This window comes from [Clostridium] symbiosum (assembly GCA_036419695.1).
In the GTDB taxonomy this organism is placed as follows: Bacteria; Bacillota; Clostridia; order Lachnospirales; family Lachnospiraceae; genus Otoolea; species Otoolea symbiosa_A.
Genome location: CP143946.1, coordinates 307,707 through 326,482 on the forward strand (window position 1 = coordinate 307,707; position 18,776 = coordinate 326,482).

An 18,776-nucleotide genomic window follows, 5' to 3' on the forward strand; every position below is an offset into this window, starting at 1 on the left:
CTGCCTGAAAGCAGAAAAAAATAAAAAAGGAGAGAGAAGATATGAAGTTGAAAAAAGTATTAGCATTAACATTGGCAGCATCTATGGTGATGGGAATGACAGGGTGCGGTAAGAAGGAAGCACCGGCAGGTGAAACAGCAGCACCGGCGGGCGATACGGCGGCACCGGCAGGCGATACGGCTTCAGAAGAAGCAGGTACATCCGGTGACGTAATTAATTTCCAGTTGTCTTTAGTTGACCCGGAGACATCCCCTTACGGAAAAGGTGCAAAAAAGATTGCTGAGGAAGTAGACAAGGCGACAAACGGAAGAATTAAGATCACGGTAAACGCAGGAGGAGCGCTCGGCGGAGAAAGAGATACAATTGAGCTGGCAATGTCCAATAACCTGGATATCGCAACGGCAGCCAACTCCGTACTGACCAACTTCATCCCGAATATGAACATTCTGGATCAGGCTTATCTCTGGACAGATGTTGAACAGGCACACGCAGCGGTAGACGGAGCTTTAGGTGACCTTATCAAGAGAGATGCCGAGAAACTGGGCCTTCATGTAATCGGATTTATGGAGTCCGGCTTCAGGGATACGTTCTCAACGAAACCAATTGAGAGCATTGACGATTTTAAGGGCATTACCATCCGTACCATGGAGAACAAATATCATCAGGCAGCATTTAAAGCATTCGGCGCTATGCCAATCGCAATGAACTACAATGACGTATTCACAGCTCTTCAGCAGGGAACCATCGATGCGGCTGAGAATGCACTCTGCAACTGCTGGAACTCCGGATACTATGAAGTGACAAAAGACATTACAAAGACACAGCATGCATTCGTATACATTGTTCTCTGCATGTCCGACAAAGCTTGGCAGCAGATTCCGGAAGACTTACGCCAGCCATTCCTTGATGCGGTTCAGAGAGGCGTTGAGGCTGAGAGACAGTACTTAGTCGAAGAGAATGCAGAAGCTGAGAAGAAATTAATTGAAGCAGGCGTTACCATGCATGATATTAATGTAGAAGAACTTCAGGCTGCATACAAGGTTCAGGCTGAAAAGGAAGGATTTACGTTTGATCCGGAATGGCAGGCAGCTGTTGATGAGGCAATTGCTTCCGTAAAATAAGACATATTTGTAAGGCCGGCGGATCTTTTAATCGGCCGGCCTTTAAAGTCAGAGGTGATGACAATGAAAAAAACAAACTATTTGCAGAAAATGGAAGACGTGATAATTGTTATAACATTTATTGTCATGACATTATCAGCTTTTCTCCAGGTTTGTAACAGGAATATCACAAAGATACCCGTTACAGGATTTGAAGAATTATCAAAATACTGCATGATTTACATGGTTCTGCTGGGAACCGAGATGGGGCTTAGGGATGGGACCCAGATTGCAGTGACGGCGCTGCAGGATAAACTAAAAGGAAGAGCAAGACTTATAATATTAATACTCATTAAAGCTGTGTTAATTCTCTTTGCAGCAGTTATGTTTTATCAGTCCATCGCCCTGTGTGAGATACAGTTACGATCGGGCCAGACTTCACCGGGACTTGGCGTTCCTATGGTGGTTCCCTATTTTGCCTTGCTGTTGTCCTTTGGAATTATTACCATTGTGCAGACTGTCGGAGTGATTCAGATGCTGATTGCATTTGTAAAGGGAAATACGGCAAAATATGAATTTGTAGACCTTTCTATGGACAATGCGGAAAAGCTTGTGAAAGAGGAAGAAGAGAAGTTAAAGAGTGATATGAAGGGAGGCGGAAAGGCATGACAGGATTTTTATTGTTTGGAACGTTTATCGTTCTGCTGATACTCGGTGTGCCGATTGCAGTTTCCCTTGCAGTGGCTACAATGTCGGCCATCGTATTCTCACCGGATATTACCCTTACTCTGAGTGTGGTCACACAGAGAATCTTCGGCGGACTTGACTCCACATCCATTATGGCCATTGCGTTTTTCGTACTGGCAGGAAATATCATGACGAAAGGCGGTATTTCCAGACGTCTTGTAGAATTTGCCAACTGTATTGTGGGCGGGTTCCGCGGAGGAATGTCTCTGGCCATGGTACTGGCCTGCGCTTTCTTTGCAGCCCTGTCGGGTTCGGCGCCGGCAACGGTCGTGGCGATCGGAGTTATGCTTTATCCTGATATGGTCCGTCTTGGTTACTCGAAAGAAAGAACGGCAGGTCTTCTGGTGGTCGCAGGAGGCTTGGGGCCGATTATCCCGCCATCTATTATCATGGTGGTTTACTGTACCATTACGGGAGCATCCGTAGGAAAGATGTTCAGCGCCGGTATGGGAATCGGATTTATGATAGTAGCGGTATTAATGGCAACAATCATATTCTATGCACATAGAGAAAAATGGCCTAAAACTTCGAAAAAACTGACAGCCGGGGAATTCCTGAGAAGCTTTATTAATGCAATTCCCGCACTGATTCTGCCGATTATCATCTTGGGAGGAATTTATTCGGGAATTTTAACTCCTACGGAGTCGGCTGCTGTTGCAGTTATCTGGGCTTTAATAGCCGGTATGTTTATATATAAAGAAGTAAAATTAAAAGATTTATACCAGATTTTCCTGGAATCTGCAAAGTCATCGGCGATGGTTCTCTTTATCATTGCGACGTCTACCGCATTTGCATGGCTGTTTGCATTTGCAGGAATCTCGGCTCAGCTTGTCGCATTTGTAAACGGGCTGAACTTAAGCGCAACCACTTTCTGCCTGATTACTGCAATCATTCTTCTGATTTTCGGTACGTTCCTGGAGGGTATTGCAACAGCGGTTCTGATGGTGCCTGTACTGTGGCCGATTGCCCAGAGTTTTGGAATCGATGTAATCCATTTTGGCATGATTGTTTCAATTTCCAACGTAATCGGAACAATGACACCGCCTGTAGCCGTAAATATATTCTCGGCATCATCCGTTTCAAAGCTTAAAATGGGCGCGATTGCCAAAGGCCAGATGCCGTTTTTCATCGGATATGTAGCCGTATTTTTCTTAGTAGTACTCTTCCCACAAATCACGGCGCTCTTTGCCGGTTGATTTTAACGGAAACACGATAAGTCGGAATAACCGGATTTGTTGATAGAAGGAGGTAAGTGAATTATGTCGAATTTATGTGATGATATGAAAAACTGGCCGGTGCAGTCATCGGAAGAACCTGGATTTCATCCTGTTGTAACGCCGGAAAAATCTAGCTGCAGGGAAGCCCAGATTTACAGGCTGAATTTAAAGGAAGGAACTTCCTATACCCTGGACTCGGGAAAACTGGAGATGCATCCGGTATTATGCGAGGGAGCAGCCGTATTGAGCGGAAATAAGGACCTGGAAGGAACTGAGCTTAAAAAATATGACAGTTTTTACATTCCGGGAGGAACGACTGTGGTAATTACCGCATCAAAGGACTGCTTCTTCTATGTGGCCGCCGCAGTCTGCGAAGGATATGGAAAAACTTTCTGCCGCAAATTTGATCCGTCTCTGCCAATCGGCGATATCCATCAGATTCATGGCGAGGGAACCGGTCGGAGAGAGGTCATGTTTACGCTGGCTCCCCAGGATGAGGCGTCCCGCCTGCTCTGTGGATTTACATGGGGCGGTGAGGGAACCTGGACCAGCTGGCCGCCGCATCAGCATGAAGAAGATCTGGAAGAGGTTTACTGCTATTTTGATATGCCTAAACCTCACTTTGGTTTCCATGTATCCTATTTAAAGAGCGGAGATGTGGAGGAAATCATGGCACATCCGGTATATACAGGAACTTGTGTGCAGGCTCCCTGCGGTTATCATCCTACCGTTGCCAGTCCGGGAACACGCAATACCTATCTTTGGGTTCTGGCCGGATTTTCTCATGAACAGAGAAGGTATGATCTGGCGGTTCTCGATCCCGCGAGAGAAAAACTCGAATTAAATGCACCGGAGTTTTAGGCGCGTTCAGGGGTGGGCAAGGCAGAAAGAGGAGAATTGCTATGGCAAAATATAAAGTCGTAATCACGGCTCGCTCATTTGGCAAAGCGGATGAAAAGGCTTATGACTGTCTGCGTGAGGCCGGATGCGAGTGGATTAAACTGGAAGAATCGGACGGTCCTTTGGAAGACCAGTTAAAGGATGCAATCAGGGATGCCGACGCTTTGATAGCCGGGCTTGAAGATATCGGAGCAGATATCATAGGGCAGGCAAAGAGGCTGAAAGTAATATCCCGTTACGGAGTGGGATACGACAAGGTGGATCTGAATGCTGCAAAAGAAAAGGGAATCCAGGTCACGATTACACCCGGAGCCAACGGTGACTCGGTGGCAGACCTGGCGGTGGCCCTGATGTTGGATGTGGCAAGAAACGTGACAATTATGGACTCCTCCATTAAGTCACGCAGCCAGAGAAGGCCCCAGGGACTGGAAATGTATGAGAAGACATTAGGAATCATCGGAGCCGGCCGGATTGGCCAGGGAGTAGGCAGACGGTGCCGCGGATTTAATATGAAGATTCTGGCGTACGATGTCTTTGAGGATCCGTCATTTAAAGAGGAGACAGGCGCGGAATACGTAGACTTGGACACGCTGCTTCGGGAAGCGGATTTTATTACGGTACATTCTCCTTTGACGGAGGAAACCCACAATATGATTTCATCAGAGCAGTTTAAAATCATGAAAAAAGACGCGATTCTTGTCAACACGGCAAGAGGCGGTGTGATCGATGAGGAGGCGCTTTATGAGGCGCTGAAATCCGGAGAGATCAGGGGAGCGGCTCTGGATGCCACGGTTGATGAACCACCGTACGGCAGCCCGCTGATGAACTGCGAAAACTGTATTCTGACTCCCCATGCAGGAGCCGGAACCAGGGAGGCGTCTTCGAAAATGAGTCTTATGGCAGCACAAAACGCGGTTTGCGTGCTGGAGGGAAAAGAATGCCGGTTTAATGTGGCAAAGTAGACAATTTGTAAGGAATCAGGAGGAGCAGACATGGTTAAGAATTTTACAGATTTAACAGGCAGAAAAGCAATTGTGACAGGAGCAGCCCAGGGGCTCAGCAGAGGAATGGCAGAGGGTCTGATGGAAGCGGGGGCGGAAGTGGCGATCATCGACTTAAATCCGAAGGTTATGGATGTGGCTGCGGAATATACGGAAAAAGGATATAAATGCCACGGTGTTATTGGAAACCTTGCGGTTGTGGAAGACAGAAAAAAAGCATTTGATGAGTGTGTTGCCGCTCTGGGTAATCATCTCGATATTATTGTAAACGGAGCCGGTGTGCAGAAACGCCATCCATCCGAGGAATTCCCTTATGAAGATTGGGAATTTGTCATCAATATTAACCTGAATGCCGTATTTTCCATGAGCCAGCTGGCGGGACAGCAGTTCATCAAACAGAACAGCAAAGGTAAAATAATAAACATTGCATCCATGCTCTCATTTTTCGGCGGCTATACGGTTCCGGCTTATGCGGCATCGAAGGGCGGCGTTGCCCAGCTGACAAAGGCTCTCTGCAACGAGTGGGCGTCAAAGGGAATTAACTGCAACTGCCTGGCTCCCGGCTATATGGATACGGAGATGAATGTGGCCCTTACGGATCCTGAAAATCCAAGGTTCAAAGAAATTACCGACCGCATTCCGGCTAACGCATGGGGAACGCCCGAGGATATGAAGGGCCCTGTTATTTTCCTGGCTTCCGACGCATCCAATTATCTGAACGGAGCGGTAATTCCGGTAGACGGCGGGTATCTTGTAAAATAATCGGATTTTATAGATTGATATGCAGAAAGGATTTCAAGTATGAGCAATGTAATGGAGTTAATCAAAGAAAAACGGATTGTACCGGTAGTTAAATTAGACCATGTCGAGGATGCACTGCCTCTGGCTAAAGCTCTGATAGACGGCGGACTCCCGGTGGCGGAAATTACATTCCGTACGGATGCTGCGGAAGAATCGATTCGTGTAATCCGAAATACATATCCGGAGATGCTGTGCGGCGCCGGAACAGTTGTAAATATCGATCAGGCGGAGAGAGCGGTGGCTGCCGGTGCGGCATTTATTGTAAGCCCCGGTTTTACAAAAGAAGTGGTTGAGTTTGCTGTCAGGAAGAATATCCCGGTTCTGCCGGGGTGCTGTACCCCGACGGAAATTATCGACGCAATGAATTACGGCCTGAAAGTAGTTAAATTTTTCCCTGCCAAGCAGTATGGGGGACTGGATACGATTAAGGCGCTTGCGGCTCCGTTTCCGGGAATCCGGTTTATGCCCACAGGCGGCATTAATACAGGCAATTTAAGAGAATTTCTCGACAATGATAAAATCTATGCCTGCGGAGGAAGCTGGATGGTTGCCGATTCCTTAATCAAAGAAAAACGGTTTGATGAGATAACCAGGCTGACCAAAGAGGCGGTAGAATTAGCAAAATAAAGGTAGGGTCCGGGCAACTGACGAACTGTTACAAATAGGGGAATCTTATGGAAAAATGTTCAGGATGTATGTACTGTGAAGAAGACGGGAACCTCGAAAAACTGATGGTTCCAATCTGTGAACTGCCCTTTTCCAGAATCTATCTGTTTCGGAACCAGGCATACAGAGGGAGATGCGTGGTTGCCTTAAAACGCCACGCAGAGGAGCTTTATGAATTGACGGATGAAGAGCTTCAGGGTTTTATGAAGGATACGAAACGGGTCTGCCGTGCGGTGGCGGAAACTGTGCAGCCGGAAAAAATAAATCTTGGCATGTATGGCGATACCTGTAAACATGTACATTGGCATGTTGTACCAAAACAGACGGACGGAGCAGATTTTGGAGGCGTGTTCCAGATGCAGCCCCAGCCGCCGGTTTTTCTCGCGGATGAGGAGTACGAAGTTTTAGCAGAACAGATCAGAGAGAAGCTGTAATTAGAAAGGTGCTGAACGGCCGGGAATACCGGTGTGCAGCGCCTTTTCGTATGGATTGTTACTGTTCACGCCGGATGCAGCGCCGGTTTTGGAACGAGAGGTGAGAAAGATGGTAATGGAAAAGAACTGTGAAATAGGACTGATGGGACTTGGCGTAATGGGAGCATCCCTGGCTAAAAATATGATTAACCATGGATTTACTGTGGCGCTTTATTCTGTCTCGGAACAGGAGAGAAGGTCATTTGCAGCCGAAAAAAATAATTACAGGATTTGCAGCGGCATGGAAGAATTTGTTATGAGCCTGGCAAAGCCGAGAAAAATATTTATCATGATTACATCCGGCAGGCCGGTAGATATGGTGATTCAATCATTGTTACCGCTGCTGGATAAAGGCGATATCATCATGGACGGAGGAAACTCATATTACAGGGATACTGCAAGACGGAGCGGTGAATGCGGCCGGCATGGAATTTTGTATATGGGAATCGGCGTTTCAGGAGGCGAAAAGGGAGCGCTTTACGGTCCCAGCATTATGGCCGGCGGAAAACAGGAGGCGTGGGATGCAGTCCGAAATATTTTGGAGACAATCGCCGCCGAATATCAGGGAAAACCTTGCTGTGGTTGTATAGGGGAAGGCGGAGCGGGGCATTATGTAAAAATGGTACACAACGGAATTGAGTATGCCATTCTGCAATTGATTGCAGAGACATACCAGTTTATGCGTTTTGTCAGGAAGATGGAGATTGAAGAGATCCAGTCTGTATTTGAGGAATGGAATAAGGGGGAACTGAACTCCTATTTGATCGAAATCAGCGCGAAAGTCCTGAAAAAGAAGGCCGAAGACGGCACATGGATGATTGACAAAATACTGGATGTGGCAGAACAGAAGGGAACCGGTAAATGGACCGTGGAAGAGTCGGTGGAGAGAGGCGTTTATATCCCCACGATTTATGAGGCACAGATGGCCCGGGTATTTTCGTCCAAAAAAGAAGAGCGGATGTCCGGCTCCGGACACCTGAAATTTCATCCCTGCGAACTGCCGCAGACAGAAATCAAAGAGATGGAACAGGCGCTTCTGATGGCTGTCATTATGGCATACAGCCAGGGATTTGAATTAATCGCCAAAGCGGCGGAGGAGGAAAGCTGGAATATCGATCTGGCAGGCCTGGCCTCCGTATGGAAGGACGGCTGCATTATTAAGAAGCGCCCTTTTAGAACGGATTGAAAAAGTGCGGGATCTTGCGCGCCGGCCAATGATTCTGTCGCCGGAATTTGCAGATGTCGGCACGCTCGAAAGTTCACTTCGGAAGGCTGCAGCCGCTTCGGTTCTCTCGGGGATTCCGCTGCCCTGTCTCCAGGCGTCCTTAAACTATTACGATTATTACCGCTCCGGGCAGATGCCTGTCAATTTTATCCAGGCGCTGCGCGACTATTTTGGAGCCCATACCTATATGCGTAATGACAGGGAAGGGCATTTCCACACGGACTGGGAGGCGGATAGCTGAGATAGGGATTCTTCTTCCGGCTCTTAGTTGCCTTGCATTTTTTTCTGTGATATACTTTTGTCGATGGTTACAGTCATGTTTACGAAACCTGCCGTGGAATTCCGGCAGAAGCCAAAGTCAGGAGAGAATGAAAATTATGGAAGAGATGCGGAAAAAATATACCTTCGATGACCTGAAAGACATCATGCGTACCCTGCGTTCCGAGAATGGCTGCCCGTGGGACCGCCGTCAGACGCACGAGAGCCTGATTCCCTGCCTGGAAGAGGAAGCGGGTGAGGTAATCGACGCAATTCGGGAAAATGACCCGGAAAACCTCTGTGAGGAGCTTGGCGATCTTCTGTTCCAGGTGATGAGCCACAGCCAGATTGCGGAGGAGAAGGGACTTTTTACAATCGACGATGTTGTCGACGGAGTCAGCGCCAAGATGATCAGGAGACATCCGAATGTATTCGGTGACGAGAAAGTGAATTCTGCGGAGGAAGGGCTCGATTTGTGGAACAGGATAAAATCCGAGGAAAAGAGTAAAAAAGCGCAAAAAACCTTGACAAAGCAAGGATAAATGTATATAAATGTAAAGTAAAGAATTACAACAAAGTTGAGTAGTATGAGCTCATATGAGAAGATGACAGGAGGAATATATCAAATGAATAAGACAGAGTTAATTGCTGCCGTAGCAGAAAAAGCAGAACTTTCCAAGAAGGACGCAGAGAAAGCAATCAAAGCTTTCACTGAGGTTATTTCTGATGAATTAGTAAAAGGTGAGAAAATCCAGTTAGTTGGTTTTGGTACATTTGAAGTAGCTGAGAGAGCAGCAAGAGAAGGAAGAAATCCTAAGACTGGCGAGACAATGCCGATCGCAGCTTCCAAATCCCCTAAATTCAAAGCTGGTAAAGCATTAAAGGATATGGTAAACGCATAATTCTATGAGATTAGATAAATTTTTAAAGGTTTCGCGCCTGATTAAGAGAAGAACCATTGCCAATGAAGCATGCGATGCCGGCAGGGTTCTGGTTAATGAAAAGCCGGCCAAGGCGTCCCTGAGTGTTAAGGCAGGGGACATCATTGAAATTCAGTTTGGAATGAAGTCTGTTAAAGTAGAAGTGCTGGACGTGACGGAGACCGTGAAGAAGGACGAAGCGAAAGATCTTTATCGTTATTTATAATTCATAAACATAAAGAGGATAACCTCCTAATATATTTAACAATAGTTAGATATATCAGGAGGTTTTTTGCATGGAAGAAAAGTTAAACCGGCGGCCTCATAAGCTGGAGGTCACAGGCCGGGGGACGGGCAGTGTAACCGGTATACAGGATGTGGTGTCCTTTGACGAGAACCAGATTATCCTGGATACGGATATGGGTCTCCTGACTGTGAAGGGAAAGAATCTGCATGTGAGCCGGCTGACGCTGGAAAAGGGAGAGGTCGATATCGAGGGGACGTTTGACAGCTTTGCCTATTCCTCCAATGAGAATTACCGTAAATCAGGCGAATCCCTGTTTACCCGGCTGTTTAAATAATAAGAAAAGGCGGGGCAAAACGGGATGAGCATGACAATTCGCTATGAACTGCAGCTGCTATTTGCGAGCCTGACAGTAGGTATTTGCCTGATGATGGTATATGACGGCCTGAGAGTGTTCAGGACTCTGGTCCCTCATGGGAATTTCTGGACAGGCATAGAAGATGCGGTCTACTGGGCTGCGTCGAGCATTACGACATTTCTCCTGCTGTTCCGGCAAAATGATGGGATCCTGAGATGGTATGCAATATTAGGCGTGCTTATGGGAATGCTCGTCTACAATCTTACGGTCAGCCGTATTTTGCTGAGGCTCTTGAAAAAAGTAGAAAAATATCTTACAATAAGAAAAATAAAACGACAAAAAATCCGGCAGAAACGGCTTGAGGAGGAAGAAAAGAGACGCCTCCTGGAAGAGCAGAAGCGGCAGGAAAAGAAAGAACAGAAACTCCGCCTCCGGGAAGAAAAAGAGGAGCAGAAGCGCCGTCTCCGCGAAGAAAAGGAGCAGAAACAGCTTCGTCTCCGTGAAAAGAAGGAAGAGAAGCAGAAAAAACGGCAGAAAGAGAAACAGCACAGCCTGACCGAAGATCAGGGGCCGGAATCACGCAGGAGCAGAAAGGCGGAAGAGAAAAAAGATGCGGGAAAGCGGAAGGGCGAGAAGAAAAAAGAAAGAAAATCTGAATAACCGTATGGCGCTGGTCGGCATTACGCTGGTCGTTCTGAGCCTGGCGATAGCCGTGCACCTGAAAGGACTTGATATGAAGAAGAAAGATCTGAATTATCAGATCCGGGAAGAAAACCTTCAGGCCCAGGTTTTGGCCGAGGAGGAGAGGGCGGCGGAGCTGGAACAGTACCGCGTTTATGTCCAGACAAAACAGTATATCGAGAAGGTTGCCAAAGAAAAACTGGGACTTGTCAATAAGGACGAGATATTGCTTAAACCGGCAGAAAAGAAGTAAATGCCCGGAAAAGAAGTGGGAAACCGGCGAAACGTGCGGTATCTGTCGTACGATTTCAGGTATTCTCCCAATGAATTTGACAAATATTTCCCTCCGGCCTGTATATAATGGTTTCACGCAGGTTAGGAGGGATTTTTGTGCTTAAAAAAAAGAGTTTACATAGAGACATGGCAGATGTCAATGTCTATACGGCCAGACGCCTGAAAGATATGGCGATGTCACTTAGCGGTCTGGCGCAGGCGTTTGCGGATGAAATCGGGGGCGGAAGGCAGCTTACAAAGGATGATGGCCTGGCGGCCATGCAGACAGCGGCGGCGGCCGTCTGCGGAGAGTGCATGAAATGCAACCTGTACTCCGGCAGCAGGAGGGATGACAGCTACTACCTTTATTACCTTCTCCGGGCCTTTGAGCAGAAGGGAAAGATCGACATGGAGGACATGCCCAGGCTGTTCAATGAGGCATGCAGGAAAAAAGACGACTATGTGCTGCATCTGAACAGGAACCTCGGCCGGGCCACAATGAACCTGTCATGGAAAAACAGGTTCCTGGAGAGCAGGGATACCGTGATCGTGCAATTTCGTGAGCTGGCCTCGATTCTGGAAGAATTTTCGGGGCAGATGGAAAATGCGACGGACATCACGGGTGATTGGGAAGAACAAATTAAATACATATTCCGGCGCCATCACATGAAGGTGGAAAATATGCTGATGCTGGAGTATGAAAATGAGCAGAAGGAAGCGTTTCTTACAATACGCAGCGCCAACGGCAAGTGCATGACCGCCCGCGACGCCTCCGAACTGGTGGGACGGGCTATGGCCGGAAGAAAATGGAGCGCGGCAAAAGACAGCAAGAGCATTATCACCAGGAATGCGGCCACATTCCGCTTTATTGAGGAAGGGAAATACAGGATGCTCCACGGAGTCGCCAAAGCGGCTAAGGGCGGGGAGATGGTATCCGGTGATAATTTTACCATCTATGAAGGACTTCCCAGGCAGGTCATTATGAGCCTGTCGGACGGCATGGGAAGCGGCCCCCTGGCTTGTGAGGACAGCAGCAAGGTGGTGGAATTGACACAGCAGCTTCTGGAAACCGGATTTTCCGCCAGGTCTGCTCTGAAACTGGTCAACACGGTGCTTCTCCTTGCGGGGGCGGAACAGAATCCGGCAACGCTCGATTTGTGCTGCGTCGATCTCTACACGGGAGTCCTGGAGGCAATGAAGCTGGGTGCCGTGCCTACCTTTATCCAGGGCCACGACGGCGTGGAGGTCCTTGAGGCGGGAGACGTCCCAATGGGAATTGTAAAATCGGTTGAGCCGGTGCTGCTGTCCAGAAAGATGTGGGACAACGACCGGATAATCATGGTCAGCGACGGCGTTCTGGAAGCGCTGCCGGGAGAATGCAAGGAGGAGACCCTGATAGATTTTCTGGAGGGAACCGGCGCGGGCAACCCGCAGGAGATGGCCGAGCGTATCCTTGAATTTGCCGCCTCCTTTGAGGAGGAGCTGTGCGATGACATGACCGTCCTGGTGGGCGGGATATTTGAGCGGTAACGCAAAACATCATTAAAAGCGGCGGCAGGCCTTGTGAAACCGCCGGAATTCCTGTATACTGTAGGCAAACAGCGGCAGGAAATGAGGAAATGAAGAAAGAAACCTTTGATTATATTAAAAAGAATCATATGATTGAACGGGGAGACGGTGTAATCGTAGGCCTGTCGGGTGGAGCAGATTCCGTCTGTCTGCTGCACGTTTTGTGGTGTCTGAAGGAAGAACTTGGAATCGGACTTCGGGCGGTCCACGTGCATCATGGCCTCCGGGGAGAGGAGGCGGACAGGGATGCCGCATTCTCGGAAACACTTTGCAGAGAGCGGGACATCCCTTTTAAGCTTGTAAAAATTATGGCGTCCGAGGAAGCGAAGGAGCAGGGAATCTCTGTGGAGGAAGCGGGGCGCCTGGCCAGATACCGGATTCTGAAGGAAGAGGCTCTCTCGTGGGAGCAGGAGAGGGGAAAGGCCGGCTCATGCAATGCCGGTGAGATCAAGATTGCCACGGCCCACCATGGCAATGACAGCGCCGAGACCATTCTCCATAACCTGTTCCGCGGAACGGGATTAAAGGGCCTGTCCGGGATTGCGCCGGTCAGGGGGAGGATTATCCGCCCTGTTTTGTGGGCGCGGCGGGAAGATATCGTGGACTGGCTCCGGGGCTGCGGGATTGAATATATGGAGGATTCCACCAACCGGGAGAATGACTATACCAGGAATAAAATCCGAAATGAAATTCTGCCCGTTATTACATCGTCCGTCAATGACCAGGCGGTACGGAACATCCTGAGGGCGGGAGAGCGAATACGGGAAGCCGACGAATATCTGGAAAAAGCTGCATGGAATTGGATCGGACGGCATAGCGTAGATGGACAGCCCGGTTTTTCTGTGCAGGAACTGCTGAAAGAAGACAGAGTGATAAGAGGTTATGTGGTAAGGGGGATCCTTCGGAATATAGGCTGCCCTCTGAAAGACGTCACGGCCGGGAATATCGACAGTGTCCTGGAACTGATGGAAAAGGGGACGGGAAAAGAAGTGGATCTGCCACACGGCCTGAAGGCGGAACGAATTTACGGCAGAATTGAATTCAGCCGAAGAGGGGACAAGCCGGATATCCGGGAAGGGTCGGACGGGGGACAGGATAAGCGCATGGACGCGGTTCCACGGATGGATATTCAGGTATTTCCCTTTCAAAATCAAGAGGAAATTCCCAAAAACCAGTATACGAAATGGTTTGATTATGATAAAATAAAAGATACGTTATCTGTCAGGAACCGCCGCACCGGTGATTATATCACACTGGCGCCGGGGGGCAGAAAGACGGTAAAATCCTTTATGATCGACGAAAAAATCCCCCGGGAGAAGCGTGGCAAGATTTTGCTTCTGGCCGAGGGAAGCCATGTTTTGTGGATTGTGGGATACCGAATCAGTGAATATTACAAGGTAACGGAACAGACGAAAAACATATTACAAGTACAGTTAGACGGAGGAACAGACAGTGGCCGATAAAATCAGGGTATTATTAACAGAAGAGGAAGTAAATAAAAGAATCAGCGAGGTGGCGGCGCAGATCAACGCAGACTATGCAGGAAGACACGTTCATTTAATCTGTATCTTAAAAGGCGGTGTATTTTTCACCTGCGAGCTGGCGAAACGCCTGGATTTATCAGTATCCCTTGATTTCATGTCCGTATCCAGCTATGGAGCCGGAACGAAGTCCAGCGGCGTGGTTAAGATCGTAAAGGATCTGGATGAGCCACTGGAGGGAAAAGAAGTCATTATCGTAGAGGACATCATTGATTCCGGAAGGACACTCGCCTACCTGATCGAAGTTCTGAAACAGAGAAACCCGAAGAGCATTGAGCTCTGCACTCTGCTTGACAAACCGGAGCGCCGTGTGAAGAAGCAGGTACAGGTTAAGTATACCTGTTTTACAATCCCGGATGAATTTGTAGTGGGTTACGGTCTTGATTATGATCAGAAATACCGGAATTTACCATATATAGGAGTAGTGGAAGTATAAGGAGGAAGCCAGTTGAAACAGCGGCAGTCATTTGGAGGAGGCATGGGACTTCTGATCCTTGTAATGCTCCTCATCATGTTATTCAGTACAAGAAACCAGAGTATATTTACACCGGGAAAGATCAGCTATTCGGACTTCATGGTGAACCTGGAGAACGGAAGCATCAGCAGCGCGGTTATTAAGCCTAACCGGGAGACTCCGACGGGCGAGATTGAGCTTTATATGTCATCCGGTGAGAAACAGGATTTTTACGTTCTCGATACGAAAGAGATCGAGATGGCTCTGAGAGATGCGGGCATTACGTACAAAGTGGGAGAGGTTCAGCAGGATAATTATTTCATGACCGTAATTCTTCCGATTGCACTATCGGCCGGCGTGCTTATTTTTTTCTTTGTGTTCATGAATTCCCGTTCCGGCGGCGGAGCCAATGCCAAGATGATGAACTTCGGCAAGAGCCGCGCCAAGATGAGCCACACCAGCAATATCAATTTTACAAAGGTCGCAGGGCTCCAGGAGGAGAAGGAAGAACTGGAAGAGATTGTGGATTTCCTTAAGAATCCGCAGAAGTATACGGGAGTGGGGGCGAGAATCCCCAAGGGCGTATTACTGGTAGGCCCTCCCGGAACAGGTAAGACTCTTCTTGCCAAGGCGGTGGCCGGAGAAGCGGGAGTTCCGTTCTTCTCTATTTCCGGTTCCGACTTTGTGGAGATGTTTGTCGGTGTCGGAGCTTCCCGTGTCCGCGATTTATTTGAGGACGCCAAGAAGAACGCGCCGTGTATCGTATTTATTGATGAGATTGATGCCGTAGCCCGCCAGAGGGGAACCGGCATGGGCGGAGGCCACGATGAGAGAGAACAGACCCTGAACCAGCTGCTTGTAGAGATGGACGGCTTTGGCGTTAATGAGGGAATCATTGTCATGGCTGCCACCAACAGGGTGGATATCCTTGACCCGGCGATTTTACGGCCCGGCCGTTTCGACAGAAAAGTGGCGGTTGGAAGGCCGGATGTGAAGGGGCGCGAGGAGATTCTGGGCGTCCACACGAAGGATAAACCGCTGGGAGAAGATGTGGATCTTCATCGTATTGCACAGACTACCTCCGGCTTTACCGGAGCGGATCTTGAGAACCTGATGAACGAAGCAGCCATCAATGCGGCAAAAGAGGGAAGGAAATTCCTGATGCAGACTGACATTGAAAAAGCGTTTATCAAAGTCGGAATCGGCGCTGAGAAGAGGAGCAAGGTGATTTCCGAGAAGGATAAGAGAATCACGGCCTACCATGAAGCGGGGCACGCTATTCTTTTCCATGTGCTTCCTGATGTCGGACCGGTGCATACGGTGTCCATCATTCCGACCGGCGTGGGCGCGGCGGGATATACGATGCCGCTGCCGGAGACGGACGACATGCATATGACCAGGGGGAAGATGCTTCAGAACATCATGGTTTCCCTGGGCGGACGGATTGCCGAGGAGATTATCTTCGACGATATCACGACCGGTGCTTCCCAGGATATCAAACAGGCCACATCGATAGCGAGAGCGATGGTTACGGAGTACGGTATGTCCGATAAAGTCGGAATGATCAACTACGGCGGGGACAGCAATGAGGTGTTCATCGGCCGCGACCTGGCGCACGCCCGCAGCTACGGCGAGGTGGTCGCCAGCACGATTGACAGCGAGGTAAAGAATATTATTGACAGCTGTCATGAGAAGGCCAAAAAGCTGATTCTGGAACACGAGGACGTCCTGCACAAGTGCTGTGAACTGCTCCTTGAGAAAGAAAAGATAGGGCAGGGAGAGTTTGAGGCTCTGTTCGATTAATACACTTTAGAATGACGTTATATGGGCCTTTTAACGGCCCAGGTAAGGCCGCTACAATCAAAATGCGTTGATTGCAGCGGCCTTTGTGCGTTTTGATAAGAACTGATTAAGCGGGCTGAAAATACCGTCCCCAAAATGCACAAAAAAGAGTTGCAAATTTTATGATGTTTGTGCACACTTATTTTGACACCTGTGCTATTATAATACTCGTAACCCCCCCCAATACATTATATAGTTTTTGCTACACCCCATAAGAACGAAATACCTTCTCCTAAAAAGGCCAGCTACCCCGCTGGCCTTTTTACTGCTCTGAAACGGCATATTACTGCGCTGGGCGGTAATGCGGTAAAAAAATGCCTTTTTTGTCGGAAACGGTCGGGGAATCGAGGTTTTATGTTGTGTATTTGACGGGAATCATATAGAATAGAGATGATAGCAGAAAGAGGGAATGGCATGGAGAGGATTAACAGAGAAGCGCTGTTTTGCGACGAAACAGAGGATTACCGACATCCCTGCGAGGCGGATGCCGGGCAGAGAGTAATTTTCTATTTCCGTACAGAACGGGATGGTGCGGATTCTGTTTATTTTATAGAATTTGACAGACAGGGCAGAATGAAAGAGCGTGACATGGGGTACAGTCACAGTGACAGCCTGTTTGATTATTATAGCTGTGATTATATACTCAGCGAGGAGGTTCTGCGATACTGTTTCAGAGTGGACCGCGAGGATGATATCTGTTTTTACGGACGCATGGGAGCGGCGGCAGAGCCGGACCGGGAGGCATCTTTTTGTATGACTCCTGGCTTTTTTGTACCCAATTGGTGCAAGGGAGCCGTCATGTACCAGATCTATGTGGACCGGTTCTGCAACGGAGATCCTTCCAATGATGTGGAGACGAATGAATACATTTATATCGGGAAACCGGTGGAACGGGTCAGGGACTGGAATGAACTTCCTTCCACAATGGATGTGAGACGGTTTTACGGCGGTGATATTAAAGGAATCTGGGATAAGCTCAGCTATCTGAAAGGGCTGAAGGTGGAGGCCATCTACCTGAACCCCATATTTGTATCGCCTTCCAACCATAAGTATGACTGCCAGGACTATGACCACGTCGATCCTCATTTCGGTGTGATAAAACGCGACATGGATTTGCTGGTGGAACCCAATGCGCTGGACAATGACAATGCAGGTAAATACACGGCCAGAACGGCGGATGAAGAAAACCTGCTGGCCAGCGACCTGTTTTTTGCAAGGTTTGTGGAAGCGGCCCATGAAAAGGGAATCCGGGTGATTATCGACGGCGTGTTTAATCACTGCGGTTCCTTTAACAAGTGGCTGGATGCGGAACTAATATACCAGCATGAGGGAGGATATCCGCCGGGAGCTTACGTATCGGATAAAAGCCCATACCGGAATTTCTTTAAGTTTAATAATGCGGAAAACTGGCCGTTTAATGACAGTTATGACGGCTGGTGGGGGCATTCGACGCTGCCCAAGCTCAATTATGAGGAATCGCCGGAACTGTATCAGTATATTATGGAAGTTGGTAAGAAGTGGGTTTCTCCCCCATTTAACGCAGACGGCTGGAGACTGGATGTTGCCGCCGACCTTGGCCGGACCGGAGAATTCAACCACCAGTTCTGGAAAGATTTCAGAAAAGCGGTCAAGGAGGCCAATCCCGAGGCTGTGGTGCTTGCCGAGCATTACGGGGATCCGAGCAGCTGGCTTCAGGGGGATGAGTGGGACACGGTGATGAATTACGACGCGTTTATGGAGCCGGTGTCCTGGTTCCTGACGGGGCTTGAGAAACACAGCGACGAGGTGAACGAAGCCCTGTACGGCGACGGAAAGGCGTTTTTTGAGACAATGCGTTATCACATGTGCCGGATGCAGACGCCTTCGCTGATGACAGCGATGAACGAGCTGTCCAACCATGATCACTCGCGGTTTTTGACCAGGACCAACAGGAGGACGGGACGACTCGCTACGGCGGGAGCGGCGGCCGCCTCCCAGGGTATCAGCTACGGCATATTCCGCCAGGGAGTCGTCATCCAGATGACATGGCCGGGAGCGCCGACCATCTATTACGGCGACGAGGCCGGTGTCTGCGGCTGGACGGATCCGGACAACAGACGGACGTATCCCTGGGGCAATGAAGACCTGGAACTGATTGAATTCCACCGCTATATGACGGGGATTAGAAAGAGAAATCCGGCATTCAGGACCGGTTCCCTGATACAGCTTGCCGCAGACTGGGGAATGATCGCATACGGCCGTTTTAACCGCGGCGAAGACGGAAGAAAAGAGAGCCGGGGAGTTGTCATCATCAATACCTGTCATGAGGCTAAAACATACTTGGTGCCGGTCTGGCCTGTGGGAGTGACGGATTCCGAACAGATGGAGCGCAGGATGCTCACCTATGAGGAGGGATATAACGCAGGCTGCGTTCGATATGAAGTGAAAAAAGGAATACTGGAGATAGAACTGCCGCCCGTCAGTTCTGCTGTATTGGTAGCGGCGGAATTGTAAAAACCTGTTTTTT

Annotated in this window: 21 protein-coding genes; all 21 read left to right on the forward strand. The window is 48.9% G+C overall.

Translation table 11 applies throughout. From position 1 onward, the window contains the following. Positions 1-41 precede the first annotated feature (41 nt). The 21 genes from dctP (at position 42) to V3C10_01510 (ending at position 18,763) form a co-directional block, all read left to right on the forward strand. Positions 42-1,121 (forward strand): TRAP transporter substrate-binding protein DctP, encoded by a 1,080-nt coding sequence (gene dctP, locus V3C10_01410; GenBank protein WVP62514.1) that lies wholly within the window; start codon positions 42-44, stop codon positions 1,119-1,121. A gap of 63 nt (positions 1,122-1,184) precedes the next feature. After that, complete coding sequence (locus tag V3C10_01415; protein ID WVP62515.1) at positions 1,185-1,769, forward strand: TRAP transporter small permease; 585 nt, start codon at positions 1,185-1,187, stop codon at positions 1,767-1,769. Further along, complete coding sequence (locus V3C10_01420; protein WVP62516.1) at positions 1,766-3,043, forward strand: TRAP transporter large permease; 1,278 nt, start codon at positions 1,766-1,768, stop codon at positions 3,041-3,043. The genes V3C10_01415 and V3C10_01420 overlap by 4 nt, the downstream gene beginning before the upstream one ends. Positions 3,044-3,106: 63 nt before the next feature. Further along, positions 3,107-3,925: a 5-deoxy-glucuronate isomerase gene (locus tag V3C10_01425; protein WVP62517.1), complete on the forward strand. Its 819-nt coding sequence runs from the start codon at positions 3,107-3,109 to the stop codon at positions 3,923-3,925. A gap of 41 nt (positions 3,926-3,966) precedes the next feature. Further along, on the forward strand, positions 3,967-4,926 hold the full coding sequence (locus V3C10_01430) for a phosphoglycerate dehydrogenase (GenBank protein ID WVP62518.1): 960 nt from the start codon (positions 3,967-3,969) through the stop codon (positions 4,924-4,926). A gap of 30 nt (positions 4,927-4,956) precedes the next feature. After that, positions 4,957-5,727: an SDR family oxidoreductase gene (locus tag V3C10_01435; GenBank protein ID WVP62519.1), complete on the forward strand. Its 771-nt coding sequence runs from the start codon at positions 4,957-4,959 to the stop codon at positions 5,725-5,727. Positions 5,728-5,766: 39 nt separating this feature from the next. Further along, positions 5,767-6,393, forward strand: coding sequence for a bifunctional 4-hydroxy-2-oxoglutarate aldolase/2-dehydro-3-deoxy-phosphogluconate aldolase (eda, locus tag V3C10_01440; GenBank protein ID WVP62520.1), 627 nt, complete (start codon positions 5,767-5,769; stop codon positions 6,391-6,393). A gap of 47 nt (positions 6,394-6,440) precedes the next feature. Then, positions 6,441-6,866, forward strand: a complete 426-nt coding sequence (locus tag V3C10_01445; protein WVP62521.1) for an HIT family protein — start codon at positions 6,441-6,443, stop codon at positions 6,864-6,866. A 109-nt stretch (positions 6,867-6,975) separates the two neighbouring features. Continuing rightward, positions 6,976-8,091 (forward strand): NADP-dependent phosphogluconate dehydrogenase, encoded by a 1,116-nt coding sequence (gndA, locus tag V3C10_01450; GenBank protein WVP62522.1) that lies wholly within the window; start codon positions 6,976-6,978, stop codon positions 8,089-8,091. A gap of 4 nt (positions 8,092-8,095) precedes the next feature. Next, positions 8,096-8,371, forward strand: coding sequence for a hypothetical protein (locus V3C10_01455; GenBank protein WVP62523.1), 276 nt, complete (start codon positions 8,096-8,098; stop codon positions 8,369-8,371). Positions 8,372-8,507: 136 nt separating this feature from the next. Continuing rightward, positions 8,508-8,930 (forward strand): MazG family protein, encoded by a 423-nt coding sequence (locus V3C10_01460; protein WVP62524.1) that lies wholly within the window; start codon positions 8,508-8,510, stop codon positions 8,928-8,930. 84 nt (positions 8,931-9,014) lie between these two features. Next, on the forward strand, positions 9,015-9,290 hold the full coding sequence (locus tag V3C10_01465; GenBank protein WVP62525.1) for an HU family DNA-binding protein: 276 nt from the start codon (positions 9,015-9,017) through the stop codon (positions 9,288-9,290). Positions 9,291-9,294: 4 nt separating this feature from the next. Next, the gene (locus tag V3C10_01470) at positions 9,295-9,534 is read left to right on the forward strand and encodes an RNA-binding S4 domain-containing protein (GenBank protein WVP62526.1); all 240 of its coding nucleotides are present in this window, start codon (positions 9,295-9,297) and stop codon (positions 9,532-9,534) included. A 70-nt stretch (positions 9,535-9,604) separates the two neighbouring features. After that, positions 9,605-9,889, forward strand: a complete 285-nt coding sequence (yabP, locus tag V3C10_01475) for a sporulation protein YabP (GenBank protein ID WVP62527.1) — start codon at positions 9,605-9,607, stop codon at positions 9,887-9,889. A gap of 24 nt (positions 9,890-9,913) precedes the next feature. Next, the gene (gene yabQ / locus V3C10_01480; GenBank protein WVP62528.1) at positions 9,914-10,570 is read left to right on the forward strand and encodes a spore cortex biosynthesis protein YabQ; all 657 of its coding nucleotides are present in this window, start codon (positions 9,914-9,916) and stop codon (positions 10,568-10,570) included. Then, positions 10,521-10,844: a septum formation initiator gene (locus tag V3C10_01485; protein ID WVP62529.1), complete on the forward strand. Its 324-nt coding sequence runs from the start codon at positions 10,521-10,523 to the stop codon at positions 10,842-10,844. The genes yabQ and V3C10_01485 overlap by 50 nt, the downstream gene beginning before the upstream one ends. 131 nt (positions 10,845-10,975) lie before the next feature. Further along, complete coding sequence (locus V3C10_01490; protein ID WVP64555.1) at positions 10,976-12,394, forward strand: SpoIIE family protein phosphatase; 1,419 nt, start codon at positions 10,976-10,978, stop codon at positions 12,392-12,394. An 89-nt stretch (positions 12,395-12,483) separates the two neighbouring features. After that, entirely contained in the window at positions 12,484-13,896 is a 1,413-nt protein-coding gene (tilS, locus tag V3C10_01495) for a tRNA lysidine(34) synthetase TilS (protein ID WVP62530.1), read from the forward strand. Further along, positions 13,886-14,410: a hypoxanthine phosphoribosyltransferase gene (gene hpt / locus V3C10_01500; GenBank protein ID WVP62531.1), complete on the forward strand. Its 525-nt coding sequence runs from the start codon at positions 13,886-13,888 to the stop codon at positions 14,408-14,410. The genes tilS and hpt overlap by 11 nt, the downstream gene beginning before the upstream one ends. A 12-nt stretch (positions 14,411-14,422) precedes the next feature. Beyond that, on the forward strand, positions 14,423-16,231 hold the full coding sequence (ftsH, locus tag V3C10_01505) for an ATP-dependent zinc metalloprotease FtsH (protein ID WVP62532.1): 1,809 nt from the start codon (positions 14,423-14,425) through the stop codon (positions 16,229-16,231). Between the two features lie 453 nt (positions 16,232-16,684). Next, the gene (locus V3C10_01510; protein ID WVP62533.1) at positions 16,685-18,763 is read left to right on the forward strand and encodes a glycoside hydrolase family 13 protein; all 2,079 of its coding nucleotides are present in this window, start codon (positions 16,685-16,687) and stop codon (positions 18,761-18,763) included. The last annotated feature ends 13 nt before the right edge of the window (positions 18,764-18,776 follow it).